Raw genomic sequence first — 24,189 nt, forward strand, 5'->3', positions numbered from 1 at the left:
CCTCGTCTTCGCCTCGACGAGGTCCCGGCGCCCTGCCGTGTCCCGGGGTTCCCGCGTTCAGCGGCGGGCGGTGCGGGTGCGCCAGGGCAGCTCGACGGTGACGGTGGTCGGGCCGCCGTCGGGGCTGTCCACCAGGAAGACCCCGTCCACCGCGCGGATCCGCTCGGCCAGCCCGGCCAGGCCGCTGCCCGGGTACGGGGCCGCGCCGCCCTTGCCGTCGTCCTGGACCAGCACCATCAGCTGGTTGTCCGAGCGCCAGACCTCGACCGTGGCGGAGCGGGCTCCGGCGTGCTTGGAGACGTTGGTCAGCAGCTCGCTGACGGTGAAGTAGGCGATGCCCTCGACCGCCGAGTCCGGGCGCTCCGGCTGCCCGTCCGGGCCGCTCAGGTCGACGCTCACCCGGACCCCGCCGGGGACGGTGCAGCGGGCGGCGACCGAGGACAGCGCGGCGTCCAGGCCGCGGTCGGTGAGCACCGCCGGGTGGATGCCGCGGGCCAGGTCGCGCAGCTCCTGGAGGGCCAGCTTCACCTCGCCGTGGGCGTTGTCGACCATCTTCGCGGCGGCCGCCATGTCGTCCTCGGACTCCACCTCGCGCAGCCGCTCCTTGGCCATGCCGAGGTCCATCGCCAGCGCGACCAGCCGGGCCTGGGCGCCGTCGTGCAGGTCGCGCTCGATCCGGCGCAGGTCGGCGGCGGCGGTGTCGACCACGGTGCCGCGGTCGTCCTCCAGCTCGCGCACCCGCTCGGCCAGGGCACCCGGGAAGAGCAGCGACTCGATCAGGATGCGGTCGACCGAGGCCAGCCCGCGGATCACCCAGGGCAGCACCGGCCAGAGCACGATCACCGAGACCAGGGTCAGGGCGAAGCTGAGCACGCCCCAGGGCAGCATCAGCACGTTGTAGAGCGCCGAGCGCCAGTTCAGCAGGTCGGTGAGCTGGGCGATGGTGTAGCCGACCACCCCCGGGCGGCGCGGCTTCACCGGCTCCGGCTCGTCGATCGCGGAGCCGTACGCGGCGCGCGCCCGCCGCCGGCCCAGCGTGCCCAGGGAGCGCGAGACGGCCAGGCCGCCGGCCAGCATGGGCAGGCCGAGCACGGTGACCGACAGGCCCAGGCCGACCGACAGCGCGGTCATGGCCAGCACGAAGCCGAAGATGCCGAGCGGCAGGTTCAGCAGCAACTGGCCGACCTGGTGCCACATCCTCGTGCCGTACAGCGGTGGGCGCTCCATCCGGGCGTCCTGCTCCTTGATGGCGTCCACGGCGCGGTGCAGCGGCTTCATGCGGATCTACCGTCCCTACTTCGTCGTGCGGCTGGACCAAGCTTCCCGAACCGGGAGCGGTGGGGGCCATGGGGGTGATACATCTTCCCGGCCGGGGGTTAACCCCACCCCCGCGCCCGGTCACCGGACGCCCGCCCGGGTGTCCACCGGCCGTCTTGCGGAGCGGGCAGGGTTCGGGCGGAGCGGAGCGGTCCCCTTAGACTCACGCTTTGGCCATGGTTGGGCCGGTGAGAGCAAACGTCGTAGAACTGTCTTGAGGGCGGGTTCACGGCCGAGGTGGAGGCGAAGGCATGGAGGGGAAGCACGCGGCTGCCGTCGCGGCCGACCCGGCGGTCGGCAGCGGCTACTTCGACGCGTACGCCGCGATGGGCCTGATGGCCGTCGTCGGGGTGCTCTTCGTCGCCGTGGCGTTCACCGCCAATCGGCTGCTGCGGCCCGTGGTGTACTCGCCCGAGAAACTCCTCGCCTACGAGTGCGGGGTGGACCCGGTGGGCGAGGACTGGGCGCACACCCAGATCCGCTACTACGTGTACGCCTTCCTGTACGTGATCTTCGCGGTGGACGCGATCTACCTGTTCCCCTGGGCGACCGTCTTCGCCACCGCCGGGTACGGCGCCGGGACGCTGATCGAGATGTTCCTGTTCATCGGCTTCCTCGCGGTCGGGCTGCTCTACGCCTGGAAGAAGGGCGTTCTGGAATGGACGTGACGCACTCCCACTCGCACGGCGGCGCACAGGGCGGTCCCGTCCCGCTCGGCCTGCCGGACCCCGCGCGCCCCGGCGCCGTCGAGCGCCGCGGCCTCGGCCCGCTGGCCCGGCTCGCGCCGGACCCGGTCAAGGTGGTGCTCAACTGGGGGCGCCGCTACAGCCTCTGGTGCTTCAACTTCGGGCTGGCCTGCTGCGCGATCGAGTTCATCGCCGCCTCGATGGCCAAACACGACTTCATCCGGATGGGTGTCATCCCGTTCGCGCCCGGACCCCGTCAGGCTGATCTGATGATCGTCTCCGGGACGGTCACCGACAAGATGGCGCCCGCCGTCAAGCGGCTCTACGAGCAGATGCCCGAGCCGAAGTACGTCATCTCCTTCGGCGCCTGCTCCAACTCCGGCGGCCCCTACTGGGACTCCTACTCGGTCACCAAGGGCGTGGACCAGATCATCCCGGTGGACGTCTACGTGCCCGGCTGCCCGCCGCGGCCGGAGGCGCTGCTCCAGGGCATCCTCAAGCTCCAGGAGAAGATCGCCGCCGAGTCACTGCCGGACCGCTACACCGTGCCCGCGCCCGCGGCGGCGCTGCGCCGACCGCTGGTGGCCGGGCCTTCGGGGGCTTCTGCGGCCGGTACCGCGAGCGGCTCCGCGGCAGGCTCCGCGGCCGGTTCCGCGGCCGGCGCTTCGACCGAGGGAGGGGTCTCGTGACATCCGCCGAGCAGTACGCGGCGTCGGTCGGGGAGTGGGCGACCGGCGCCGAGGCGTACGGGCTGGTCACCGTCGACGTCCCCGCCGAGCACTGGACCGAGGCGCTCACCAACGCCCGGGACGTCCTGGGCCTGGGCTTCTTCGACTGGCTGAGCGCCGTCGACGAGCTCGCCGAGGGCTTCTCCGTGGTCGCGCACTTGGCCGCCGTCGAGGCGCCCGGCGTCCGGCACCTCGCGCTGCGCACCCGGGTGCCGCGCGACCGGGCCGCGCTGCCGACTGCCGTCCCGGTGTACGCCGGTGCCGCCTGGCACGAGCGCGAGACCCACGAGATGTTCGGCATCGACTTCCCCGGGCACCCCCACCTGGCCACCCTGCTGCTGCCGGACGGCTTCGAGGGGAACCCGCTGCGCAAGGAGTTCGTGCTCGCGGCCCGGGTCGCCAAGGACTGGCCGGGCGCCAAGGAGCCCGGCGAGTCCGACCACGGCGGCGGGCCGGCCCGGCGCAAGATGCAGCCGGCCGGTGTGCCGGACCCGAACGAGTGGGGGCCGCTCAAGGGCACCCTGCCGCCGGTCGCCGAGCGGCCCGCGCGCGGTGCGCGGGCGGCGGGGGCGGCGGCGCGGACGCCCCGGGCGGCTGCGGCCGCCGGTGCGGGTGCCGCTGGTGCGGCCGGTGCCGGTGCCGGTGCCGGTGCGGCTGCCGCGGGCGCCGAGGGCGGCGCCCCGGTGCGGGCGGACCGGCCGCGACGGACCCGGTCGGTGTCCGAGGGGTCGGCCAGTCAGACGGCCGCCGAGGCTCCCGCCGAACCGGCCGCCGAGCCGACGGCCGAGCCCGCGGCTCCCGTACGGCCCCGGCCTTCCGACGCGCCCCGGTCCTCCGACGCGCCCTGGCACAACCCGGTGCCCGCCCACGAGGAGAAGCCGTCGGGCGAGAAGCCGGGCGAGCCCGCTGAACCCGTTGAGCCCGCTGAGCCCGCCGAGCCGGGCAAGCCGGTCGAGCAGAAGGACGAGACCTCGGCCGGACCGGCCGACCAGGACGGAGAAGGCGCGTGAACCTGCTCGACACGGTGCTGCGCTGCGTCGCCACCCTCGTCGTCTTCCTGGTCCTCCCGCTGGTCATCGGCCAGACCGAGCACAAGGTCATGGCGCACATGCAGGGCCGGCTCGGCCCGATGTACGCGGGCGGCTTCCACGGCTGGGCGCAGCTCGTCGCGGACGGCGTGAAGTTCGCGCAGAAGGAGGACATCGTCCCGGCCGGGGCGGACCGCCGGGTCTTCCAGCTGGCGCCCGCCGTCTCGCTGCTGCCGTACCTCTTCGTGCTGCTGGCGATCCCGGTCGGCCCGGACGGCTTCGTCGGCCAGGCGATCGACGCCGGGCTGTTCTTCGTGCTCGCCGTGATGGGCGTCGGCGTGATCGGCAAGCTGATGGCCGGCTGGGCCTCGGCGAACAAGTTCTCGCTGCTCGGCGGCCTGCGCACGGCCGCGCAGCTGATGTCGTACGAGCTGCCGCTGGTGCTGGCGGCGGCCTCGGTGGCGATGGCCGCCGGCACGCTGTCGCTGCCCGGGATCGTGGACGCCTGGGAGTGGTACTGGCTGCCCTGGCAGCTGATCGGGGCGTTCGTCTTCTTCACGGCCGGTCTGGCCGAGCTCCAGCGCCCGCCGTTCGACATGCCGATCGCCGACTCGGAGATCATCTTCGGCGCGTACACCGAGTACACCGGCCTGCGGTTCGCCCTGTTCCTGCTGTCCGAGTACGTGGGCATCCTGGTGGTGTCCGCACTGACCGCGGTGCTCTTCCTGGGCGGCTGGCACGGACCGCTGCCGGACCAGCTCGGCTGGCTCTGGATGCTCCTCAAGACCTTCGCGCTGGCCTTCGTGGTCATCTGGCTGCGGGTCACCTACCCGCGTCTGCGCGAGGACCAGCTGATGCGTTTCGCGTGGACGGTGCTGATCCCGCTCGCGCTGGTCCAGCTGGCCCTCACCGGCATCATCAAGGTGGCGATCTCATGAGTTTCCCCGGTATCGGGCTCGCCAAGGGCCTGGCCGTGACGCTGCGGACGATGACGAGGAAGAGCGTCACCGCGCAGTACCCCGACGTGCAGCCGGTGCTGCCGCCGCGTTCGCGCGGCGTCATCGCGCTGCTGGAGGAGAACTGCACGGTCTGCATGCTCTGCGCGCGCGAGTGCCCGGACTGGTGCATCTACATCGACTCCCACAAGGAGACGCTGCCGGCCGCCGAGCCGAACGCCCGGGCCCGCACCCGCAACGTGCTGGACCGGTTCGCCATCGACTTCTCGCTCTGCATGTACTGCGGGATCTGCATCGAGGTCTGCCCCTTCGACGCGCTGTTCTGGTCGCCGGAGTTCGAGTACGCGGAGACCGACATCCACGAGCTGACCCACGAGCGGGAGAAGCTCCGCGAGTGGATGTGGACCGTCCCCGCGCCGCCGGCGCTGGACCCGGCGGCCGAGGAGCCCAAGGAGATCGCCACCGCGCGCAAGGCCGCGGACAAGCTGGCGGCCGCCGCCGCGGCGGCCCTCGAGGAGAAGGGTGACGACGCGTGACCGGTGCCACCACGCTTCTCGCGGCGACCGGCTCCCTGGAGCCGGCCGCCCGTTCGTTCCTGTCCCCGACCGGGCAGGAGATCGTCTTCCTGCTGGTCGGGATCGCCGTGCTCGGCTCGGCCGTGGTCTCGGTGACCACCCGGCAGCTGGTGCACGCCGCGCTCTGGCTGGTGGTCGCGCTCGGCGGGCTGGCGGTGGAGTTCCTGCTGCTCACGGCCGAGTTCATCGCCTGGGTGCAGGTGCTGATCTACCTCGGCTCGGTGGTCGTCCTGGTGCTGTTCGGGCTGATGCTCACCAAGGCGCCGATCGGGCGCTCGCCGGACGCCGACTCCAAGAACCGCTGGGTGGCCCTGGTCGTGGCGCTGGCCGCGGCCGGGACGCTGGTCACGCTGGTGGTCGACGCCTTCCGGACCTCCTGGATCGACCTCGGCCAGGGCGGCGGCTCGGCCGCCGTCACCGGGGCCAGCCTGTTCCGGCACTGGGTCCTGCCCTTCGAGGCGCTGTCCGTGCTGCTGCTGGCGGCGCTGGTCGGCGCGATCGTGCTGTCGCGCGGCTCGGGGCGGCGGGTGCCGCCGCCCCGGGCGGGCAGGCTGCGCGCCGGGCGGCCGGTCGGGTCCAACGGGACGGTCGCCGCGAACGCGGCCGCGAACGTGAACGCGACGACTACGGCCGCTCCCGCTGCTCCGTCCGCGCCGTCCGCGCCGTCCGCGCCGTCCGCGCCGGAGGAGAGCTGATGCACCTCGCCTACCCCGCCGTCCTCGCCGCGCTGCTGTTCAGCGTCGGCGTGTACGGCGTGCTCGCCCGGCGCAACGCCGTCCTGGTGCTGATGTCCGTCGAGCTGATGCTCAACGCCGTCAACCTCAACCTGGTCGCCTTCGACGCGTGGCTGCGGGACTCGCTGCACGCCGGGCAGGCGCTCACCCTGTTCACCATCACCGTCGCCGCCGCCGAGGTCGGGCTGGGGCTCGCCATCGTCCTGCTGCTGTTCCGGGCCCGGGGCACCGCGGACATCGACCGGGCCACCGCGCTCGGCGACCCGGGCGAGGCGCTCGCCGTCGAGGAGACGCCGGTCGGCGCCGGGACGCCGACCGGAGCCGAGGCACTGAAGGGCCAGGCCGCCGCATGAACCTCGCCCTGCCCGTACTCGTCCCCGCGCTGCCCGCGCTCGGCGCCGCCGCGACCCTGGCCGTCGGCCGGAAGGCGCCCGGGCTGGCCCGGCCGCTGGCGATCGTCCCGGTCGCCGTCGCGGCCGTGCTCGCCCTGGTGGTCGCCCTCCAGCTCGGCACCGGCCAGACCCTGGACGCCGGCACCCGGCTCACCCCGACCGGCGGCCCGGACATCACGCTCGGCCTCCACCTGGACGGCTTCAGCTCGCTGATCTCCGTGCTGGTCGGCCTGGTCGCCACCTGCGTCCAGGTCTACTCGACCGCGTACCTCAAGGAGGACCCGCGCTACCCCTCGTACGCGGCGCTGGTCTCGCTGTTCACCGCGGCGATGTTCCTGGTGGTCTACTCGGGCGACCTGATCGTGCTGCTGGTCGGCTGGGAGGTCATGGGCCTGTGCTCGTACTTCCTGATCGGCCACCACTGGGAGACCGCGGACGCCCGCTCGGCCTCGCTGAAGGCCTTCCTGGTCACCAAGCTCGGTGACGTGCCGTTCCTGTTCGGGATCTTCCTGCTCGGCGCGGACGCCGGCAGCTTCCGCGTCCCGGACGTGCTGGCGGCCGCGACGGAGGGCCGGCTCGGGCACCCGACGCTGACCGCGCTGCTGCTGCTCGCCGGCGTGGCCGGCAAGAGCGCCCAGTTCCCGCTGCACACCTGGCTCCCGGACGCGATGGCCGGCCCGACCCCGGTGTCCGCGCTGATCCACGCCGCCACCATGGTCGCGGCCGGCATCTACCTGGTCGCCCGGCTGCTGCCGGTGTTCCTGCTGTCGGGCGCGGCGCTGGTCGTGCTCGCGGTGATGGCCGCCGTGACGATGATCGGCTCGGCGCTCTGCGCGCTCGCCCAGGACGACCTCAAACGGGTGCTCGCCTACTCCACCGTCGGCCAGCTCGGCTACATGGCCGGCGCGCTGGCCAGCGGGGACCGCGAGGCCTCGGTCTTCCACCTGGTGAGCCACGGCGCGTTCAAGGCGCTGCTGTTCCTGGCCGCCGGTGTGGTGATCCACGCCGCGCACACCAACTCGATCTCCGCGATGTCCCGCATGCCCGGACTGCGCAAGCGGGTGCCGGACGCCTACTGGACGACGGGCATCGCGCTCGTCGCCCTGGTCGGGCTGCCGCCGTTCTCCGGCTTCTTCAGCAAGGAGGCGGTGCTGACCGCCGCCGAGCACGCCGCCAACGGCGAGGCGCTGACCAACGGGCTCGGCCCGGCCTCGGCGGTGCCGCAGGCGGCCGGGTGGATCGTGCTGATCTCCGCCGGGCTCACCGCGCTGCTCACCGCCGCGTACGCGACCAGGCTCTTCCTGCTGGCGTTCCACAGCCCGGCCGGGGCCGCCGTGCCGACGGCCGCGGCCGCCAAGGCCCGGGTCCAGGCCCCGGTACCGGCACCGGCCGACCACGAGGCCGGCGCGCCGTACTCGCCCGAGCCCGACGAGGCCGACCCGGCCACCGCCGAGCCGCCCGCGATGCGCTGGCCGCTCTGGGTGCTGGCCGTGCCGACCATGGGCTTCGGCATCGTCGGCCTGCGCTCGGACTGGCTGCCCGCGCTCCTGGACGGTGGCTCGCTGCGGCCCTCCGCGGTCACCGCCGTCACCGGGACCGGGCTCGCCGCGGTCGGCGTGATCGCCGCGTACGGCGCCTGGCGCTCGGCGACCGCCCGGCTGGGCACCGGCCGCCCGGCCCCGGCCGGAGGCTGGGGGAGGGTGCCCGAGCAGGGCGGAGCCCCGGCCGCCGAGGTGATCGTCGCCGACCCCGGGCGCACCCTGCTGGGCCCGCTGTTCGGCCCGGCCCGGCACGGCTTCGGCGTCGACCGGCTCTACCACGCGCTGTTCGTCCGCCCGGTGGGCGCCGCCGCGAAGCTGGTCCGCTTCCTCGACCGCGAGGTCGTCGAGACCTACGTGCGCGGCAGCGGAGCGGGCGCCAACCTGCTCGGCCGGGTCGTCCGGCTCGCGCAGACCGGCAACGCGCAGACGTACCTCAGCGCCCTGCTGGCCGGCGTCGTCCTGCTGGCCGTCCTGGTGGCGGTGTAGCCGGTGCTGCTGTCCTCGACCTCCGCCACCTCGACCGCTGCTGGGAGCCCCCGATGAACGCAGTCCTCATCGCCCTCCTGCTGCTGCCGCTGCTCGGCGCCGCACTCACCCTGGCGCCGGTGTTCGGGCCGGACCGGGCCGTGGCCGACCGGCGGGCCCTGCGGCTGAACACCGTCGTCACCGGCGCGGTGCTCCTGCTCGCCGTCGCTCTCGCGGCCGGCTTCGACCACGACGAACCCGCCCGGATGCAGGCCACCACCGACGTGTCCTGGATCCCGGCCCTGCACGTGCGCCTCCACCTCGGCGTGGACGGCGTCTCGCTGCCGCTGGTCGTGCTGACCGCGCTGCTCACCTTCCTCTGCGCGCTGTACTCGGAGAAGCGGCTGCCGGACGGGGAGACCGTGCCCTCGGCGCAGGCCTTCGTCGGGCTGTTCCTCCTGCTCGAGGTCGGCATGCTCGCCACCTTCGCGGTCCTGGACCTCCTGCTCTTCTTCCTGGCCTTCGAGATCGTGCTGATCCCGATGTACTTCCTGATCGCCCGCTGGGGGAGCGGCGCGAAGGTGCCGTCCGCCAACCGCTTCATCCTCTACACGCTGCTCGGCTCGGCCGTGATGCTGCTCGGCTTCCTGCTGATCGGCAGCAAGGCCGGCACCTTCGACATGCAGGCCCTGGCCGCCGCGCACGGCAGCGGCCTGAGCCACACCACCCAGGTGATCGCCGCGCTGGCGATCCTGGTCGGGCTCGCGGTCAAGGCCCCCGCCTGGCCGCTGCACAGCTGGCTCCCCGACGCGCACACCGCCGCCCCGACGGTGGGCTCGGTGCTGCTCGCCGGCGTGCTGCTGAAGATGGGCACCTACGGCCTGGTCCGCGTCCTCCTCCCGGTCGTGCCGGACGGCGCCGCCACCCTGGCCCCCTACCTGGGAGCCTTCGCGGCCGTCGGCATCGTCTACGGCTCACTGGCCTGCCTGGCGCTGGCCCGCCCCGGCGCCAAGGGCGACCTCAAGCGCCTGATCGCGTACTCCTCCGTCGGCCACATGGGCTTCGTGCTGCTCGGCATCGCCTCCCTCACCCCGGTGGGCGTCAACGGCGCGCTGTTCGCCAACATCGCCCACGGCCTGATCACCGGCCTGCTGTTCTTCGTCGTCGGCGCGCTCAAGGACCGCTACGGCACGGCCGACCTCGACACCCTGGCTGGCGCCACCGGCGCCGCCCTGTACGGCCGGGCCCCGCGGCTCGGCGTACTGCTCGCCTTCGCCGCCGTCGCCAGCCTCGGGCTGCCCGGCCTGGCCGGCTTCTGGGGCGAGCTGCTCGCCATGTTCGGCGCGTTCGACCCGGCCGCCGGCCTGTCGCGCCCCGCGTTCGTCACCTACATGGTCCTGGCCGGCCTCGGCACCCTCCTCACCGCCGCGTACCTCCTGATCGTGGTCAAGCGCGTCTGCATGGGCGACCCCGAGCAGCCCGCCCCGGTGGCCGAACTCGCCGACCTGCGCCCGTACGAGGCCGTCAGCTGGACGCCGCTGGCCGCGCTCACCCTGCTCGCCGGACTCTGGCCCGCGCTGCTGCTCGGCCTCTCCGACCCCGCCGTCAAGCACCTCCTCGGGGGTGGCTGACCGTGCTCGCAGCCCAGACCGCCGCACTCGGACCTCACTCCACGGGGCAGCACACTGTGACCTCCCTCGCCGTAGCCAACCCGGGCAGCCTGATCCAGTCCGTGGACTGGGTGGCGATCGCGCCCCCGCTGATCGCCGCCGTGGCCGCCCTCGCCGTGCTGCTCACGGACCTGTTCCTGCCCGAGCGGCACAAGAAGTGGCTCGGCCGCCTCACCGCGGCCGGACTCGCCCTCGCCCTCATCGCGCTCCTTCCCCTCACCGGATCGTCACCCCGCGCCACCTTCTGCGTGCAGAACGTAGCAGGGCGGTCCGACAACGGCGGCTGCTCGTACGTCGCCGACCACTTCGCCCTGGTGTTCCAGCTGCTCGCCCTCGGCGGCGCGCTGATCGCGGCGCTGCTGTCGACGCACACCGTGGAGGACGAGAAGCTGCCGCGCGGCGAGTACTGGTTCCTGCTGCTCTCCAGCGCCACCGGCGCCGCCCTGCTGCCCGCCTCCCGGGACCTCGCCACCATGGTGATCGCCCTGGAGGTCGCCTCGCTGCCCGCCTTCGCCCTGGTCGCGCTGCGCCGGGACGGCCGGGGCGCCGAGGCCGCGTTCAAGTTCTTCGTCTCCTCGGTGACCGCGACCGCCGTGATGCTGCTCGGCGTCGGCTTCGTCTACGCGGCGAGCGGCAGCCTGCACCTCGGCGCCGTCGCCCAGGGCCTGGAGCACGCCCCCGGACAGCTCAGGCCGCTGGCCGAGGCGGGCGCGGTGCTGACCCTGGTCGGCTTCGCCTTCAAGGTCGCCGCCGTCCCGTTCCACTTCTGGGTGCCCGACACCTACACCGGCGCCCCGCTGCCGGTGGCCGGCTACCTCTCGGTGGTCGGCAAGGCGGCCGGCCTGTCCGGGCTCGCGCTCGCCACCACCGTCGCCTTCCGCCCGTACGCCCACACCTGGGGCCTGATGCTCACGGTGCTGGCCGCCGTCACCATGACCGTCGGCAACGTCGGCGCGCTGCGGCAGCGCTTCGACACCCGGTACAGCGCGGTGCGGCTGCTCGCCTGGTCCTCGGTCGGCCAGGCCGGGTACCTGCTGGTGCCGCTCGCCGCGGCCGGCTACGCGCCCACCGGCGTCGACCCGCTCGGCGCCACCGCCGCGTACGCGCTGATCTACGGCGTGGTGAACCTCGGCGCCTTCGGGGTGGTCGCCGCCGTCGGCCGCCGGGCCGGGACCAGCGTGGACGACTTCCGCGGCCTGTTCGCCCGCAACCGCTGGACGGCGCTGGCGCTCGCCTTCTTCCTGCTCTGCTTGGCCGGGCTGCCGCCGGGCGTGGTCGGCCTGTTCGGCAAGGTCGTGGTGTTCCGCGCGGCGGTCGACGCCGGGCTGGGCTGGCTCGCCGTGGTGATGGCCGTCAACGTGGTCGTCGCCCTGTACTACTACCTGCTCTGGACGGCCCGGCTGTTCGCCCCGGCGGGCGACGCGCCCCTCGACGGGGCCGCCGCCGGGCATCGCCTGCCGGTGAGCCTCACCGCGACGCTGGGGCTCACCGCCTCCGCCGCCGTGGTCCTCTCGGTGGCGCCGCAGCTGGTCCTCCAGGTGGCGGGCGGCTCGCTGTTCTGAGCCCGGGCCGGGCCGTGGTTCCGGGCCCGGGTCGGGCCGATCCGGGGGTGAGGCCGGGCCGCTCCGCCGTGACGGCCCGGTGACGGTGCGGTGGCACCGGGGGTGCGGCCCGGCGGTGTCACGTCGGTCACAAGGGAACAAGGTCCCCGGCCCCACCCGTTGACCGGGCAAGAGGGACGAGGCAGAAAGGGCTTCCCCACCGCACCATTGGAGGGCCTGACGTGCACAGCCGGCACAACGGACTGAGGACCGCCGTCCTGCTCGGAGGCCTCTCCGCGCTGATCCTGGTGATCGGCGGCCTCTTCGGCCGCACCGGCTTCGTGATCGCCCTGCTGGTCGCCCTCGGGACCAACGCCTACGCCTACTGGAACAGCGACAAGCTCGCGCTGCGGGCCATGCGGGCCCGGCCGGTCAGCGAGTTCGAGGCACCCGGGCTGTACCGGATCGTCCGCGAGCTCTCCACCTCCGCCCGCCAGCCGATGCCCCGCCTCTACATCTCCCCGACCCCGGCCCCGAACGCCTTCGCCACCGGCCGCAACCCGCGCAACGCGGCGGTCTGCTGCACCGAGGGCATCCTGGGGATCCTGGACGAACGCGAGCTGCGGGGCGTGCTCGGGCACGAGCTGAGCCACGTCTACAACCGGGACATCCTGATCTCCTCGGTGGCCGGGGCGCTCGCCTCGGTGGTGATGTTCCTGGTGAACTTCGCCTGGCTGGTGCCGTTCGGGCGCAGCGACGACGACGACGGCCCGGGGCTGTTCGGGATGCTCGCCATCATGATCCTCGGCCCGCTCGCGGCCGGGCTGATCCAGATGGCGGTCAGCCGTTCCCGCGAGTACCAGGCCGACGCCGACGGCGCCCGGATCACCGGGGACCCGCTCGCCCTCGCCAACGCCCTGCGCAAGCTCGACGCGGGCACCCGTCAGCTGCCCCTGCCGCCCGAGCCGCAGCTCCAGACCGCGAGCCACATGATGATCGCCAGCCCGTTCCGGCCCGGCGAGGCCGGTGCGCGGCTCTTCTCCACCCACCCGCCGATGGCCGAGCGGATCGCCCGCCTGGAGCGGATGGCGGGCGGGCAGGTCTAGGGCCCCGGGGCGTCAGTCCGCGAGCTCCTCGTACGCGAGCCGCAGCCGGTGGACGCCCTCGGCGACCTGGGCGGAGCTCTCGGCGGCGGCGTAGCTGAGCCGGAGGTGGGGGGCCGGGGGCTCGGCGGGGTGGTACGGGCGGCCGGGGGAGAGCTGGACGCCGGCGCGCAGGGCGGCCCTGGCGAGGGTGGTGTCGTCGACGCCGTCGGGGAAGCGCAGCCACAGGTGGTACCCGCCGGGGCGGTGGGTGCCGACGACGCCGGGCAGCTCGCGGTGCAGGGCGGCGACGGCGGCGGTGCGGCGGTCGCGCAGTTCGGCGCCGAGGGTGCGCAGGTGGCGGGCCCAGGCGGGGTCGGAGACCAGTTCCAGGGTGGCCTCCTGGAGCGGCCGGGGCACGAAGAAGCTGTCCACCACCTGGGTGGCCCGCAGCCGGGCCAGCGCCGGGCCGCGCGCGGTGAGGGCGCCGACCCGCAGGTTGGGGGAGGCCGCCTTGGTCAGCGAGCGCAGGTGCACCACGACCCCGTCCCGGTCGTCGGCGGCGAGCGGGCGCGGCAGCGCGGGGGCGTCCGCGTGGACCAGCAGCCGGGCGAAGTCGTCCTCGACCACGAAGGCCCCGGCCGCCCGGGAGATCCGCAGCACCTCCTCCCGCCGTACGGGCGACAGCACCGCGCCGGTGGGGTTCTGGAACAGCGGCTGGCAGAGGAAGACCCGTGCCCGGGTGGCCGCGAAGGCCTCCGCCAGCAGGTCGGTGCGCACGCCGTCGGCGTCGACCGGCACGGGGACGGGCCGCAGCCCGGCCGCCCGGACGACCGCCAGGATGCCCGAGTACGTCGGCGACTCCACCAGCACCGGCGAGCCGGGCGCGGCGAGCGCCCGCATGGCGACGGTCAGCCCGCTCTGCCCGCCGGCGGTGATCAGGACGTCCCCGGCGCCGATCGGCCCGCCGTGGCCGCCGATGTCGCGGGCGAACCAGCCGCGCAGTTCGGTCAGCCCGTCGGTGGGCGGGCGGTCCCAGGCGCCCGGCCGCCGGCCGGCCCGGGCGAGGACGGCGGCGAGCAGCCGTTCGGGCAGCAGCGAGGCGTGCGGGTAGCCGCTGTTGAGGTCGATGACGTCGGGCGCGGGCACCCGGAGGGTGTCGAACACCGGGGCGGCGAGCAGGTCGCGCGGGCCGGAGTCGGCGCTGAGCGCGATCTCCTGCCAGGAGAGGTCGCCGGTCCGGCCGGCCGGCGGGGCGGGGACGGCCGGGGCCGCGGCGAAGGCGGCCGCCCGGAACACCCCGGCGCCCGGCCGGGAGACCACGAGCCCCTCGGCGACGAGCACCGCGATGGCCCGGGAGACCGTCACCGGGCTGACCTGGTGGCGCTCCACCAGCGCCCGGCTGGCGGGCAGTTTCCGCCCCTCCGGGTAGCGCTCCACTTCCCGCCGCAGGATGTCGGCGAGTTCGGTCACGCTGCTACGCTCGTTCATGACGGCACAAGATAGCGCTATCCGCCCGAAGGCGATAGCACCTCGACCGGCCCCCGCTTCCGGCACCGCCCTCGCGGCCCTCGGGGTGGCCTCCTTCTCGCTCACCTTCCCCGCCACCGCGTGGGCCCTGACCGGCTTCGGCCCGTGGACCGCGACCGGTCTGCGCGGCGTCCTGGCCGCCGTGCTGGCCGCGCTCTACCTGCTGGCCGTCCGCGCCCGGCCGCCGCGGCGGGGGCAGTGGCCCGGGCTGCTGGTGGTCTCGGCCGGCTGCGTCCTCGGCTTCCCGCTGCTCACCACGCTCGCCCTGCGCACCTCCTCGACCGCCCACTCGGCGGTGGTCATCGGCGTGCTGCCGCTGGCCACGGCGGTGGTCTCGGCGCTGCGCACCGGCCGCCGGCCGTCCGGGGCGTTCTGGGCGGCGGCGCTCGCCGGGGCCGCGGCGGTGCTCGCCTTCACCCTGGTCCAGAGCCACGGCCGGCCGACCGCCGCCGACCTCTACCTCTTCGTGGCGGTGCTGCTCTGCGCCGCCGGGTATGCCGAGGGCGGGCGGCTCTCCCGGGACCTGCCGGGCGGACAGGTGATCGCCTGGGCGGTGCTGGTCGCGCTGCCCGCGACGCTGCTGACCGCCGTGCTCGGGCTGGGCGCCGAGCCGGTCCGGCTCGGGGCGAAGGCGCTGGCCGGGCTGGCGTACACGGCGGCGGTCTCGCAGCTCGGCGGGCTCGTGCTCTGGTACCGGGGGATGGCCGCGATCGGGGTGCCGAGGGCCAGCCAGCTCCAGCTCGCGCAGCCGCTGCTGACGCTGGTCTGGTCGGTGCTGCTGCTCGGCGAGCACCTGCCGGCCGCGGCGCCGGTCACCGCGGTGGTGGTGCTGGTCTGCATCGCGGTGACCCAACGGGCCCGGAGCTGACCGGGCGGGCGGCACCGGCCCCGGAGCTGACCCGGCGGGCGGCACCGGCCCCGGAGCGGAGTGGCGCCGTACGCCCCCGAACCCTCGCTCCGACCGGATCGGCGCGGCCCCGCGCTCGTTAGGATGAACCCGCGCCCGCCGGTCCGGGCGCGGCATCCGGAGGGAGTGGGCCGTCATGGCAGACCAGAGGCACGCCCCGACGGCCGGGGACGCGCCGCCCCGACGACGAGGCCAGGGCGAGCTGGAGGCGCAGGTGCTCGCGGTGCTCCAGCAGGCGCCCGGCCCGGCCGCCGCGGGGTGGGTCCAGGAACGCCTGGAGGGCGACCTGGCGTACACCACCGTGATGACCATCCTGTCCCGGCTGCACGCCAAGAACGCCGTGACCCGGACCCGCGCCGGCCGTTCCTACCTGTGGCAGGCCTCCGCGGACGCCGCCGGGCTGGCCGCGCTGCGGATGCGCCGGATGCTCGACGGGGAGGCCGACCGGGACGCGGTCCTGGCCAGCTTCGTCAGCGCGCTGCTGCCGCACGACGAGGAACTGCTGCGGGCGCTGCTGGACGCCGCGTCCGCCGATCCGGCGGCGCCCGACCGTGAGAGCTGACCCGTGGGCTTCTTCGTCTTCCTCCCGCTCGTCCTGCCGCTCACCGCGGTCCCGATCGCGCGCCTGACCGAGCAGCACCTGCATCCGCGCGGCGCGGCCCGGCTGATGACCGTGATCAGCGCGGTGATGGCGGTGTGCAGCGTGCTCTGCCTCGGACTGATCGGCGTGGTCGGCACCGCGCAGATCCCCGGCAACCCGCTGCCGGACAGCTGGTCCGACCCGGAGGTGCGGGCCGCGCTGCCGTACCACGAGACGGTCGGCACGGCCGCGATGTGGCTGCTGGCCCTGGTGGTCCTGGCCTGCGCCCGGACGGTCGTCCGGCACCTGCGGGTGCGGAACCGGGCCCGCCGGGCGCTGAGCGGGCTGCCCGCGGAGCCGGGGGAGTCCGGCGACCTCGCGGTGCTGCCGGACCACAGCCCGTACGCCTACGCGCTGCCCGGCTCGCCCGGCCGGGTGGTGGTCTCCACCGGGATGCTGGCCGGCCTGGCCGCCGACGAGCGCGAGGCGCTGCTCGCGCACGAGCGGGCGCACCTGCGCCACCGGCACCACCGGTACCTGCTGACCACCCAGCTCGCCGCCTGCGTCAACCCGTTCCTGCGGCCGCTGCAGCACGCGGTGGCGTTCAGCGCGGAGCGGTGGGCGGACGAGGAGTCGGCGCAGGCCGTGGGGGACCGCCGGATCACCGCGCGGGCGGTGGCCCGGGCGGCGCTGGTCTCGCACGCCGCCCCGGCCCCCGGCTTCGCGGCCTTCGCGACGCCGACCGCGGCGGCGGCCGCCGCCGGCCCGGTGCCGCGCCGGGTCGCCGCGCTGCTCGGCCCGGTGCCGACCTCCCGCAACTGGCCGCCGGCCAAGACCCCGGCGGGCCTGGCGGCGATGGTCGCGGCGATCGGCACGGCGGTGTCGGCGCTGTGCGCGCTCAACGCCGCCGTGGCCCTGCTGGTGGTGCTCAAGGCCGTCACCCCGCTGTAGCGGCCGCCCGGCCAGGCCTGTCAGGGCGGCTCAGAGCGTCGCGGCCAGCTCGTCGAGGGCGGCCTCGGCCGCCGCCAGCGACTCGGCGGCGAGCGGCTGGAGGGCGTTCAGCGCCGGGACGTCCGCGGCCCTGGTGAGCTCGGCGGTGACCACGTGCAGGTGCTCCGGTGCGACCCCGATCCGGTCGAAGTACGCCCGCAGGTACGGGACCTGGAAGTCGCAGTGGGCGCGCGGGGTGCCCGGTGCGTAGCCGCCGCCGCGGACGGCGACGACCACCACGCGGGTGGCGCGCAGCAGCGGCTCGCCGGTCTCCGGGTCGTGGTGGACGCCGGGGAAGGTGACCCGGTCGATCCACGCCTTGAGGCCGGCCGAGACGGTGTAGTTGTACATCGGGCTGCCGACCAGCAGGGTGCCGGCGGCCCGCAGCTCCTCGATCAGCGGGCGGCTGAGCGTCCACTCGTGCGCCTCGTCCGGCCCTTCGGCGAGGCGGCCGATGTCGTCCAGCGGGAGTATCCCCTTGCGCTCGGTGCGGCGGCCGAGGGCGTCGTAGGCGGCGCGCACCGCGGGCACCGGGTCGGCGGCGAGGTCGCGGTACCGGTACCGGTCCCGGCCGGCGGTGCCGTGCCGGGCGTGCCAGGCGTCGGCGAAGCGGGCGGTCAGGGCGCGGCTGACCGAGCCGGACGGGCTGATGCTGGAGTCCAGGTGGAGCAGCGTGGTGGAGGTCATGGTGGTCTCCCGGTCACCTCGGAGGAGGACGGATCGTCATAGCGGTGACGGGCCGCGCCGAGGAAAGGTGACCGATGGACCGGGACGCGATGTCGGGAGCGGCGGCCGGGGCGGCGGCGGCCCCGGGGCGGCGGGCCGAGGCGCCGGAGGAGCGCTTCGAGGCCGAGCGCGGCCGGCTGCGGGCGATCGCCCAGCGGATGCTCGGCTCGACCGGCGAGGCCGAGGACGCCGTGCAGGAGGCCTGGCTGCGGCTGGTCCGCACCGGTCCGGCGGAGATCGACAACCTGCCCGGCTGGCTGACCACGGTGGTCTCCCGGATCTGCCTGGACCTGCTGCGGGCCCGTGCCGCGCGCCGCGAGGAGCCGGCCGACGAGGCGCTGCCGGAGGCGGCGGGCGGCGGCCCGGAGCCGGAGCGGGAGGCGCTGCTGGTCGAGTCGGTGGGCCGGGCGCTGCTCGTGGTGCTGGACCGGCTGGGCCCGGCCGAGCGGGTCGCCTTCGTGCTGCACGACGGCTTCGCGGTGCCCTTCGACCAGATCGCGCCGATCGTCGGGCGGACCCCGGTGGCCGCGAAGAAACTGGCCAGCCGGGCCCGGCAGCGGGTCCGGGGGACGGCCGCGCTGCCCCCGGAGCCGCTGGCCGGGCACCGGCGGGTGGTGGAGGCCTTCCTGGCCGCCGCCCGGGGTGGGGACCTGGCCGACCTGCTGGCCGTCCTCGCGCCGGACGTGGTGCGCCGGGCCGATCCGGCGGCGCTGCCACCGGGCCGCGCCCTGGTGGCCCGGGGCGCGCAGGCCGTCGCCCGGGAGAGCACGGTCTTCGGCCGCCGGGCCCGGTACGGCGCGGTGGCCCTGGTGGACGGGGTGCCCGGGATCCTGATCGCCCCGGACGGGCGGCTGCGGCTGGTGCTGCGGATGGCGGTCGCGGACGGCCGGGTGGCCGGCTACGAGGTGGTGGCCGACCCGGCCCGGCTCGCCGCGCTCGACCTGGCCGTGTTGCCGCTGCCCGGGTGACTGCCGCCGGGGCGGGCGCCGCGGCGGGGCACGGGGTGGTCAGTCGGCGATCCGGACCAGCATCTTGCCGGTGTTCTCGCCGCGCAGCATGCCGAGGAAGGCGTCCACCACCCGGTCGAAGCCGTCCACGACCGTCTCGTCCGGGACGACGGCGCCCGAGCGCAGGTGCGGGACGAGGAAGTCGTACAGCTCCGGCCGGGCGTCGAGGTGGTCGCGGACCAGGAAGCCCTCCAGCCGCAGGCTCTTCCCGACCACGTCGAACAGGTTGCGGGGGGCGGCCGGCGGGTTCCCGAGCCGGTTGTACTGGGCGACCGCGCCGCACCAGGCGATCCGGCCGCGCCCGCGCAGGGCGCCGATGGCGGCCGCCAGGTGGTCGCCGCCGACGTTGTCCAGGTAGACGTGCAGCCCGTCCGGCGCGGCCTCGCGCAGCCGGTCCGCGATCGGGCCGTCGTGGTAGTCGAAGGCGGCGTCGAAGCCGAGCCGCTCGGTGAGGCGGGCGGCCTTGGCGGCGGAGCCGGTGCTGCCGACGATCCGTCCGGCGCCGAGCAGGCGGGCGAGCTGTCCGGCGGCGGTGCCGACGCCGCCCGCGGCCGCCGAGACGAAGAGCGTCTCGCCGGGCTGGAGCCGGGCGATCCTGGTCAGCGCGACCCAGGCGGACAGGCCGGTGCCGCCGAGCACCGACAGGTGGGCGCTGAGCGGGACGCCGGCGAGGTCGGGGAGCAGGCTCGCCCGTTCGGCGGTGACCACCGAGAGGGTGCGCCAGGCCTGGCGGTGCTGGACCAGCGCCCCGACCGGCAGGGCGTCGGCCCGGGACTCCACCACCCGGCCGAGGGTGCGCCCCTCCAGCGGGGCGTGCAGCGCCCAGCCGCCCTCCTCCATCTCCTCGCGCATGTACGGGTCGACGGACTGGTAGAGGTTCTCGACGAGGGCCTCGCCCGCCGCGAGGGCCGGGACGGTCTCGTCGACGAAGGCGAAGTCCGCGGCGGTCGGCGCGCCGTCGGGGCGGGCGACCAGGTGGACGGCGCGGGCGGTGGGACGGGACATCGGGGCTGCTCCAGGTGCGCGGGGGGCTCGGCGGGACGTGATCACCGTAGGAAGCGCGGGAGCGGCCGGGCAGGGGCGGCGGTCGATGGAACGGGCCGGTCCATGAGCGGGATCGATGGATCGCGGGCCCGCGGATTAGATTCGGGCCCATGACCGATCTCGCCCCGCACGAGCTGCGGACCCTGGTCGCCGTCGAGGAGGAGCGGAGCTTCACGGCGGCCGCCGCACGCCTGGGCACCACCCAGTCCGCCGTCTCGCACGCCGTCCGCGCCTGCGAGCGGAAGCTGGGCACGGTGCTCTTCGACCGCGGGCGCCACGGCGCACGCCCCACCGAGGGCGGCGCGCGGGCGGTGGCGTACGCCCGCCGGATCCTGCGGCTGCTGGACGCGATGGGCCCCGAGGTGCGCGGCGCGGGAGCGGACGGGCCGCTGACCGGCACCCTGCGGATCGCCGCCTTCCGCAGCGCCGCCGCCCACCTGCTGCCACCCGTCCTGGCCCGGCTCGCCGAGCGCCACCCCGGGCTCGGCACCCGCGTCCGGATCGTCCGGGAGCTCGGCCGGGGCAGCGCCGGGGAGGTCGCCGACGGGCGCGCCGACCTCGGGCTGGCAACGCTCGACGCGGGCGGCCCGCCGCCCGTCCCGGGCCTGGTCGCGGTGCGACTGTACGAGGAGTCGTACGCGCTCGCGCACCCGCAGGGCCACCCGGCGCCGCGCGAACTCCCGCTGGTCGACTGGGACGAGAACTGCGGCTCGTACACCCGGGACTGGTGGCAGCGGCAGGACTGGATCCCGCCCGCGACCGTGGACGTGGAGGACGACACGGTGGCCGTCTCGCTGGTCGCCCAGGGCCTCGGCATGGCGATCATGCCCCGGACCGCCCTGCTCGGCGCCCCGGCCGGCCTCGCCGTCACCGACCTCGGGCCGCGGCCGCCCAGCCGCTCCGTCGGGTACGTCACCACGCCCGAGCTGGCCGGGACGGCCGCCGTCCGGGCGCTGATCCGGGAACTGCGCGAACTGCCGCTGCCCGCCGGGCTGGTGGCGGCCCGGCTCGCGGGGGCGGCGCGTCCTTCGGCACCGGCCGGGGCTCCGGAAGAGGCCCCGGCCCCGGCGGCTGCTCAGCCCCCGACGGCCTCCCGGAGCCTGCGGAACTCCTCGGCCAGCCCGTCCAGGGTGTAGTGGGCGTTGAGGCCGCTGGGGTTCGGCAGCACCCACACCTCGGTGTCGCCGATGCCCTCCGGCTGCCGCCCGAGCGGGGCCCGGCGCTGCCCGAAGGCCGTCCGGTAGGCGCCGATGCCGAGCACGGCCAGGGCGCGCGGGCGCAGCCGCAGCACCCGCTCGCGCAGCGCGGCGCCGCCCTCGCGCAGCTCCTCGGTGGTCAGTTCGTCCGCCTTGGCGGTGGCGCGCGGGGCGACGTTGGTGATGCCCAGCCCGAGCGCGAGCAACTCCCGCTGCTCGTCCGGGCGGTACTGGCGCCCGGTGAAGCCGGAGCGGTGCAGGGCGGGCCAGAAGCGGTTGCCCGGGCGGGCGAAGTGGTGGCCGGTGGCGCCGGACCACAGGCCCGGGTTGATGCCGCAGAACAGCACCCGCAGCCCGGGCCCGGAGACGTCCGGGATGGTGCTGTCCTTGGCGGCCAGCAGCTGCTCGGCGGTGGGCTTCATCGGTGCGCTCGGATTCACCCGGCCAAGTCTGCCGTGCCCTTGGCGGGGGCCTCCGTCCGGGCCGTGCCCTCGGCCGGGGCCTCGGTCGCGTCCTCGGCCGTCGCCTCCGTACGGACCGGGGCCTGGGCCTGGGCCGTGCCTTCGGCCGTCGCCTCCGTACGGACCGGGGCCGGGGCCGCGAGCGGGGCCGAGGCCCTGGCCGCCCGGCGGGCGCGCAGCCGGCGCAGGCCGTACACCACCGCGGCCGCGTACGCCCAGCCGACGAAGACGTCGATGATGAAGTGCTCCGCGCCGTACACCAGGGTGAAGGTCATCGCGAGCGGGTAGGCGACCAGCACCGCCCGCAGCCAGCGCTTGGCGGTGGGCCAGAAGAAGAACAGCAGCATCGCCGGGTAGGCGGAGTGCAGCGAGGGCATCGCGGCGACGTCGTTGGCGAACTGGCTGCCGTTCTCCAGCAGCGAGTCGGCCTGCGGCAGCCCGCTCACCGAGATGACCTCCCAGACCACCCGGGACAGGTGCGGCAGGTTGCCCTCCTGGGCGACCAGCCACGGCGGGTCGGCCGGGTAGAGGAGGTAGGTGGCGAAGCCCGCGAAGGTGAGCGTCAGGTAGGCGGCGAGCAGTTGGCGGAAGCGCTGGTGGGCGCGCCGCCAGAGCACCGCGAGCAGCAGGAAGACGACGAAGAAGTGCGAGAGGTAGACGGCCACCGCGGCGTAGTCGTACCAGTGCGGCGAGCCGGCGGTGTAGAGGGCGTGCTGGAGCCGGACGGTCCAGGTCTCGCCGAAGCCGAGCACCTCGTCGAAGCGCAGCTGCGGCAGCCAGTGCGGGGCCCACGGGGTGTGCGCGCCGTAGCCGCGCAGCAGCGAGTACGTCCACACCACGGCCATCACCGGGACCCAGTCGCGCAGGACCAGGAGGAAGCCGCGGGGGCCGTGCCCGCTGTGCACGGCGCCGGTCAGCAGGGCGGCGATCAGCCAGAGGAACAGCACGTCGTTGGCCGCGGGGATGCCCTCGGTGCGCAGGAACCAGAGGAGGCACGTCAGGTAGAGCGGCCAGGCCAGCCATCGGAGTCTCGACCAGCCCGTCACGCGGGGGCGGGGCGGAGGCACCGGGCGCGGCTGCCCGGCCCGCACGTCGTGCGGGGCCGGGGAGAGGGTCTTGGTCATGCGCACTGAAACTAGCAACCCAAACTTGGAGGTCTCTGGGTGAAATATGACCGGATCGTAAGAACGTCCGACCCGGTCGTCACCCGGTTCGACACACGATCAGGCACCGGAAGGCGCCCTCGGGCACCTGCGGACACCGTCGGGCGCCTTCCGGCACCGTCCGGCGGCCTCAGGCCACGATGCCCAGCTCGTGCGGGGTGTTGTTGAAGCGGCGGCCGCCGGCCGGGGTGACGGTGACGATGTCCTCGATCCGCACCCCGAACCGGCCGGGCAGGTAGATCCCGGGCTCGATGGAGAAGCACATGCCGGGCACCAGCGGCCGCTCCTCGCCCTCGACCAGGTACGGAGGTTCGTGCGTGGTGGTGCCGATGCCGTGGCCGGTGCGGTGGATGAAGTACTCGCCGTACCCGCCCTCGGTGATCACCCGGCGGGCGATCCGGTCGATCTCCTGGCAGCCGACACCGGGCCGGACCGCCTCGAAGGCGGTCTGCTGGGCCAGCCGGACCAGCTCGTGCACCGTCCGCACCTCGTCCGGCACGTCCGGGCCGACATGCACGGTCCGGGTGGTGTCGGAGCCGTAGCCGTCCTTGAGACCGCCGAAGTCCAGCACCACCGTGTCACCCGTACGGATGACCCGCTCACCGGCCTCGTGGTGCGGGTCGGCGCCGTTCGGGCCGGAGCCGACCACGGTGAAGTCGACCTGGCTGTGCCCGTACTGGATGAGCAGCGCGCCGAGGTCGGCGGCCACGTCGGTCTCCCGGCGGCCGGCGAACGGGACCTCCAGGATGCCCCGGTAGGCGGCGTCCGCCGCGCCGCCGGCCGAGGCCAGCCGCTCCAGCTCCTCGGTGTCCTTGACGGCGCGCAGCATCGGCAGGCTGTCGGTGAGCGAGGTGAAGGAGACGCCGGGCAGCGCGGCCTGGAAGCCGAGCAGGTGCAGGGCCCAGGTGTTGTCGGAGACGCCGTACCGGCCGGCCGGGTCGAGCAGCGGGCCCGCGGTGGCGAACGGGTCCTCGCCGTCGGACCAGTCGAGCAGCCGGACGGCCGGGGCGCCGACCGCCTTCTCGGCGTCCGGACGTTCCAACTTGGGCACCACCAGGGTGGGTTCGCGTCCGACCGCGAGTACGAGGGCGGTCAGCCGCTCGGTGATCGCGGTGGGCGAGTAGCCGCACAGGTAGGACAGGTCGGGGCCGGGGGCGACGACCAGGCCGGCCAGTCCGGCGGCGGTCGCCTCGGCGGTGGCACGGGTCATCCGGTCGGTGTGGTCCTGCACGGTGAAGGGGCGGGGCACGGCGGTTCCTCCTCTGGGGCCGGACGGGCTCTGCTGAGCCTCCGTCGCGTCAACTCCATCACTTTCGGGAGGAGTTGGTGAAGCCCTCGGGGAAGCCCCTGCGGGCCGGCGCGGTGCCGGCGGGTCCGGCGCTCCCCGGCCGGGGCCGCCGCGGCCCCCGGCGGAGGCCGGTCCTGCCGGTCCTGCCGGTGCGATCGGCGGGGTCGGTGCGATCGCTCCTGCCGACAGCCGGAGCGCGAGCGCCGGGACGAGGCCGAGCAGGATGCGGGCCGGCCCGCGGAGTGCCAGGGCCGGTGCGGCGGCGGCCGTCCGGTTCGGCGGGGGTCTGTCCGGCGCATGCATGCGGTCCTCCTCCGTACGGCCCCGGCCGGGAGCGCCCGACCGCGCGGGAGCCGGGGGAGGGGTCGGGAAGAGAGGCCGTACCCGGCCAGTCCACCGGGGCGCCGCGGCCGCCGCATGCCGCGAGCACCCGAGCGGGTGACCGGCGGCAGGACCGGAGGAGCTGCGGTCGACGGCGCGATCCGGGCCCCGCGGACCGGCCGCGGACCGCTCCAAAGGCCCCGCAGCCTGCTCTACGGTCTCCGACCGGGCACGGAATCATAAATTCCGGGCCGACTGTCG

General features: G+C 75.2%; 23 protein-coding genes. 16 read left to right on the top strand and 7 right to left on the bottom strand.

What is annotated here, in order from left to right; genetic code table 11:
* Positions 1 to 57 precede the first annotated feature (57 nt).
* On the bottom strand, positions 58 to 1,227 hold the full coding sequence (locus ACFU7Z_RS06030) for a sensor domain-containing protein (RefSeq protein ID WP_049657675.1): 1,170 nt from the start codon (positions 1,225 to 1,227) through the stop codon (positions 58 to 60).
* A 341-nt stretch (positions 1,228 to 1,568) separates the two neighbouring features.
* Here ACFU7Z_RS06030 and ACFU7Z_RS06035 point away from each other — a divergent pair, with 341 nt between their 5' ends.
* From ACFU7Z_RS06035 to htpX, 11 genes are all read left to right on the top strand, one after another.
* The gene (locus ACFU7Z_RS06035) at positions 1,569 to 1,985 is read left to right on the top strand and encodes an NADH-quinone oxidoreductase subunit A (protein ID WP_049657666.1); all 417 of its coding nucleotides are present in this window, start codon (positions 1,569 to 1,571) and stop codon (positions 1,983 to 1,985) included.
* A complete protein-coding gene (locus ACFU7Z_RS06040; RefSeq protein ID WP_375876943.1) occupies positions 1,976 to 2,692 on the top strand; it encodes an NADH-quinone oxidoreductase subunit B in 717 nt (238 codons plus the stop codon). The genes ACFU7Z_RS06035 and ACFU7Z_RS06040 overlap by 10 nt, the downstream gene beginning before the upstream one ends.
* On the top strand, positions 2,689 to 3,741 hold the full coding sequence (locus ACFU7Z_RS06045; RefSeq protein ID WP_380776503.1) for an NADH-quinone oxidoreductase subunit C: 1,053 nt from the start codon (positions 2,689 to 2,691) through the stop codon (positions 3,739 to 3,741). Before ACFU7Z_RS06040 ends, ACFU7Z_RS06045 begins: the two co-directional genes overlap by 4 nt.
* Positions 3,738 to 4,697 (top strand): NADH-quinone oxidoreductase subunit NuoH, encoded by a 960-nt coding sequence (gene nuoH / locus ACFU7Z_RS06050; RefSeq protein WP_375876941.1) that lies wholly within the window; start codon positions 3,738 to 3,740, stop codon positions 4,695 to 4,697. Before ACFU7Z_RS06045 ends, nuoH begins: the two co-directional genes overlap by 4 nt.
* A complete protein-coding gene (locus tag ACFU7Z_RS06055) occupies positions 4,694 to 5,251 on the top strand; it encodes a NuoI/complex I 23 kDa subunit family protein (protein WP_380670562.1) in 558 nt (185 codons plus the stop codon). Before nuoH ends, ACFU7Z_RS06055 begins: the two co-directional genes overlap by 4 nt.
* Positions 5,248 to 5,985, top strand: a complete 738-nt coding sequence (locus tag ACFU7Z_RS06060; RefSeq protein WP_380776506.1) for an NADH-quinone oxidoreductase subunit J — start codon at positions 5,248 to 5,250, stop codon at positions 5,983 to 5,985. Before ACFU7Z_RS06055 ends, ACFU7Z_RS06060 begins: the two co-directional genes overlap by 4 nt.
* Positions 5,985 to 6,377, top strand: coding sequence for an NADH-quinone oxidoreductase subunit NuoK (gene nuoK, locus ACFU7Z_RS06065; protein WP_049660586.1), 393 nt, complete (start codon positions 5,985 to 5,987; stop codon positions 6,375 to 6,377). The genes ACFU7Z_RS06060 and nuoK overlap by 1 nt, the downstream gene beginning before the upstream one ends.
* Positions 6,374 to 8,443 carry an NADH-quinone oxidoreductase subunit L gene (locus ACFU7Z_RS06070; RefSeq protein ID WP_380776508.1) on the top strand — a complete coding sequence of 690 codons (2,070 nt, stop codon included), beginning with the start codon at positions 6,374 to 6,376 and terminating at the stop codon, positions 8,441 to 8,443. Before nuoK ends, ACFU7Z_RS06070 begins: the two co-directional genes overlap by 4 nt.
* A 53-nt stretch (positions 8,444 to 8,496) precedes the next feature.
* Positions 8,497 to 10,053 (top strand): NuoM family protein, encoded by a 1,557-nt coding sequence (locus tag ACFU7Z_RS06075; RefSeq protein ID WP_380776510.1) that lies wholly within the window; start codon positions 8,497 to 8,499, stop codon positions 10,051 to 10,053.
* A 56-nt stretch (positions 10,054 to 10,109) separates the two neighbouring features.
* Positions 10,110 to 11,654: an NADH-quinone oxidoreductase subunit N gene (locus tag ACFU7Z_RS06080; protein ID WP_380776512.1), complete on the top strand. Its 1,545-nt coding sequence runs from the start codon at positions 10,110 to 10,112 to the stop codon at positions 11,652 to 11,654.
* A gap of 221 nt (positions 11,655 to 11,875) precedes the next feature.
* Entirely contained in the window at positions 11,876 to 12,739 is an 864-nt protein-coding gene (gene htpX, locus ACFU7Z_RS06085; protein ID WP_380776514.1) for a zinc metalloprotease HtpX, read from the top strand.
* 12 nt (positions 12,740 to 12,751) lie between these two features.
* Here htpX and ACFU7Z_RS06090 read toward each other — a convergent pair whose 3' ends face one another.
* On the bottom strand, positions 12,752 to 14,206 hold the full coding sequence (locus ACFU7Z_RS06090) for a PLP-dependent aminotransferase family protein (protein ID WP_049656596.1): 1,455 nt from the start codon (positions 14,204 to 14,206) through the stop codon (positions 12,752 to 12,754).
* On the opposite strand from ACFU7Z_RS06090, the gene ACFU7Z_RS06095 reads away from it, so the two are divergent.
* From ACFU7Z_RS06095 to ACFU7Z_RS06105, 3 genes are all read left to right on the top strand, one after another.
* Entirely contained in the window at positions 14,205 to 15,113 is a 909-nt protein-coding gene (locus tag ACFU7Z_RS06095; protein ID WP_074003988.1) for a DMT family transporter, read from the top strand. The two genes, ACFU7Z_RS06090 and ACFU7Z_RS06095, sit on opposite strands and share 2 nt — an antisense overlap.
* A gap of 175 nt (positions 15,114 to 15,288) precedes the next feature.
* The gene (locus ACFU7Z_RS06100) at positions 15,289 to 15,714 is read left to right on the top strand and encodes a BlaI/MecI/CopY family transcriptional regulator (protein WP_049656591.1); all 426 of its coding nucleotides are present in this window, start codon (positions 15,289 to 15,291) and stop codon (positions 15,712 to 15,714) included.
* 3 nt (positions 15,715 to 15,717) lie between these two features.
* A complete protein-coding gene (locus ACFU7Z_RS06105; protein ID WP_375876934.1) occupies positions 15,718 to 16,683 on the top strand; it encodes a M48 family metalloprotease in 966 nt (321 codons plus the stop codon).
* A gap of 30 nt (positions 16,684 to 16,713) precedes the next feature.
* Here the strand turns inward: ACFU7Z_RS06105 and ACFU7Z_RS06110 are convergent, their stop codons facing one another.
* Positions 16,714 to 17,409, bottom strand: a complete 696-nt coding sequence (locus ACFU7Z_RS06110) for an NAD(P)H-dependent oxidoreductase (RefSeq protein ID WP_380776516.1) — start codon at positions 17,407 to 17,409, stop codon at positions 16,714 to 16,716.
* 89 nt (positions 17,410 to 17,498) lie between these two features.
* Here ACFU7Z_RS06110 and ACFU7Z_RS06115 point away from each other — a divergent pair, with 89 nt between their 5' ends.
* Positions 17,499 to 18,416, top strand: a complete 918-nt coding sequence (locus ACFU7Z_RS06115) for a sigma-70 family RNA polymerase sigma factor (RefSeq protein WP_380776531.1) — start codon at positions 17,499 to 17,501, stop codon at positions 18,414 to 18,416.
* Positions 18,417 to 18,455: 39 nt separating this feature from the next.
* On the opposite strand, the gene ACFU7Z_RS06120 is transcribed toward ACFU7Z_RS06115, so the two are convergent.
* On the bottom strand, positions 18,456 to 19,460 hold the full coding sequence (locus tag ACFU7Z_RS06120) for an NADP-dependent oxidoreductase (protein ID WP_380776518.1): 1,005 nt from the start codon (positions 19,458 to 19,460) through the stop codon (positions 18,456 to 18,458).
* 149 nt (positions 19,461 to 19,609) lie between these two features.
* Between ACFU7Z_RS06120 and ACFU7Z_RS06125 the strand changes: the two genes are divergently transcribed.
* Positions 19,610 to 20,635: a LysR family transcriptional regulator gene (locus ACFU7Z_RS06125; RefSeq protein ID WP_380776520.1), complete on the top strand. Its 1,026-nt coding sequence runs from the start codon at positions 19,610 to 19,612 to the stop codon at positions 20,633 to 20,635.
* On the opposite strand, the gene mug is transcribed toward ACFU7Z_RS06125, so the two are convergent.
* From mug to ACFU7Z_RS06140, 3 genes are all read right to left on the bottom strand, one after another.
* Complete coding sequence (gene mug / locus ACFU7Z_RS06130) at positions 20,575 to 21,117, bottom strand: G/U mismatch-specific DNA glycosylase (protein WP_049652089.1); 543 nt, start codon at positions 21,115 to 21,117, stop codon at positions 20,575 to 20,577. The two genes, ACFU7Z_RS06125 and mug, sit on opposite strands and share 61 nt — an antisense overlap.
* Positions 21,118 to 21,131: 14 nt before the next feature.
* Positions 21,132 to 22,280, bottom strand: a complete 1,149-nt coding sequence (locus tag ACFU7Z_RS06135) for a phosphatase PAP2 family protein (protein ID WP_380776522.1) — start codon at positions 22,278 to 22,280, stop codon at positions 21,132 to 21,134.
* A gap of 169 nt (positions 22,281 to 22,449) precedes the next feature.
* Positions 22,450 to 23,529, bottom strand: a complete 1,080-nt coding sequence (locus tag ACFU7Z_RS06140) for a M24 family metallopeptidase (protein ID WP_380776533.1) — start codon at positions 23,527 to 23,529, stop codon at positions 22,450 to 22,452.
* Positions 23,530 to 24,189: the final 660 nt, after the last annotated feature.

Source organism: Kitasatospora sp. NPDC057518, assembly GCF_042802075.1.
GTDB lineage: Bacteria > Actinomycetota > Actinomycetes > Streptomycetales > Streptomycetaceae > Kitasatospora.

Bases quoted from the DNA above. Each gene is read 5' to 3' on its own strand.
- nuoK (WP_049660586.1), top strand. From the start codon at position 5,985: ATGCACCTCGCCTACCCCGCCGTCCTCGCCGCGCTGCTGTTCAGCGTC.
- ACFU7Z_RS06135 (WP_380776522.1), bottom strand. From the start codon at position 22,280: ATGACCAAGACCCTCTCCCCGGCCCCGCACGACGTGCGGGCCGGGCAG.
- ACFU7Z_RS06110 (WP_380776516.1), bottom strand. From the start codon at position 17,409: ATGACCTCCACCACGCTGCTCCACCTGGACTCCAGCATCAGCCCGTCC.
- ACFU7Z_RS06055 (WP_380670562.1), top strand. From the start codon at position 4,694: ATGAGTTTCCCCGGTATCGGGCTCGCCAAGGGCCTGGCCGTGACGCTG.
- ACFU7Z_RS06040 (WP_375876943.1), top strand. From the start codon at position 1,976: ATGGACGTGACGCACTCCCACTCGCACGGCGGCGCACAGGGCGGTCCC.
- ACFU7Z_RS06070 (WP_380776508.1), top strand. From the start codon at position 6,374: ATGAACCTCGCCCTGCCCGTACTCGTCCCCGCGCTGCCCGCGCTCGGC.
- ACFU7Z_RS06120 (WP_380776518.1), bottom strand. From the start codon at position 19,460: ATGTCCCGTCCCACCGCCCGCGCCGTCCACCTGGTCGCCCGCCCCGAC.
- ACFU7Z_RS06035 (WP_049657666.1), top strand. From the start codon at position 1,569: ATGGAGGGGAAGCACGCGGCTGCCGTCGCGGCCGACCCGGCGGTCGGC.
- ACFU7Z_RS06090 (WP_049656596.1), bottom strand. From the start codon at position 14,206: ATGAACGAGCGTAGCAGCGTGACCGAACTCGCCGACATCCTGCGGCGG.
- ACFU7Z_RS06030 (WP_049657675.1), bottom strand. From the start codon at position 1,227: ATGGAGCGCCCACCGCTGTACGGCACGAGGATGTGGCACCAGGTCGGC.
- mug (WP_049652089.1), bottom strand. From the start codon at position 21,117: ATGAAGCCCACCGCCGAGCAGCTGCTGGCCGCCAAGGACAGCACCATC.
- ACFU7Z_RS06095 (WP_074003988.1), top strand. From the start codon at position 14,205: ATGACGGCACAAGATAGCGCTATCCGCCCGAAGGCGATAGCACCTCGA.
- ACFU7Z_RS06140 (WP_380776533.1), bottom strand. From the start codon at position 23,529: ATGACCCGTGCCACCGCCGAGGCGACCGCCGCCGGACTGGCCGGCCTG.
- ACFU7Z_RS06115 (WP_380776531.1), top strand. From the start codon at position 17,499: ATGTCGGGAGCGGCGGCCGGGGCGGCGGCGGCCCCGGGGCGGCGGGCC.
- ACFU7Z_RS06125 (WP_380776520.1), top strand. From the start codon at position 19,610: ATGACCGATCTCGCCCCGCACGAGCTGCGGACCCTGGTCGCCGTCGAG.
- ACFU7Z_RS06100 (WP_049656591.1), top strand. From the start codon at position 15,289: ATGGCAGACCAGAGGCACGCCCCGACGGCCGGGGACGCGCCGCCCCGA.
- ACFU7Z_RS06075 (WP_380776510.1), top strand. From the start codon at position 8,497: ATGAACGCAGTCCTCATCGCCCTCCTGCTGCTGCCGCTGCTCGGCGCC.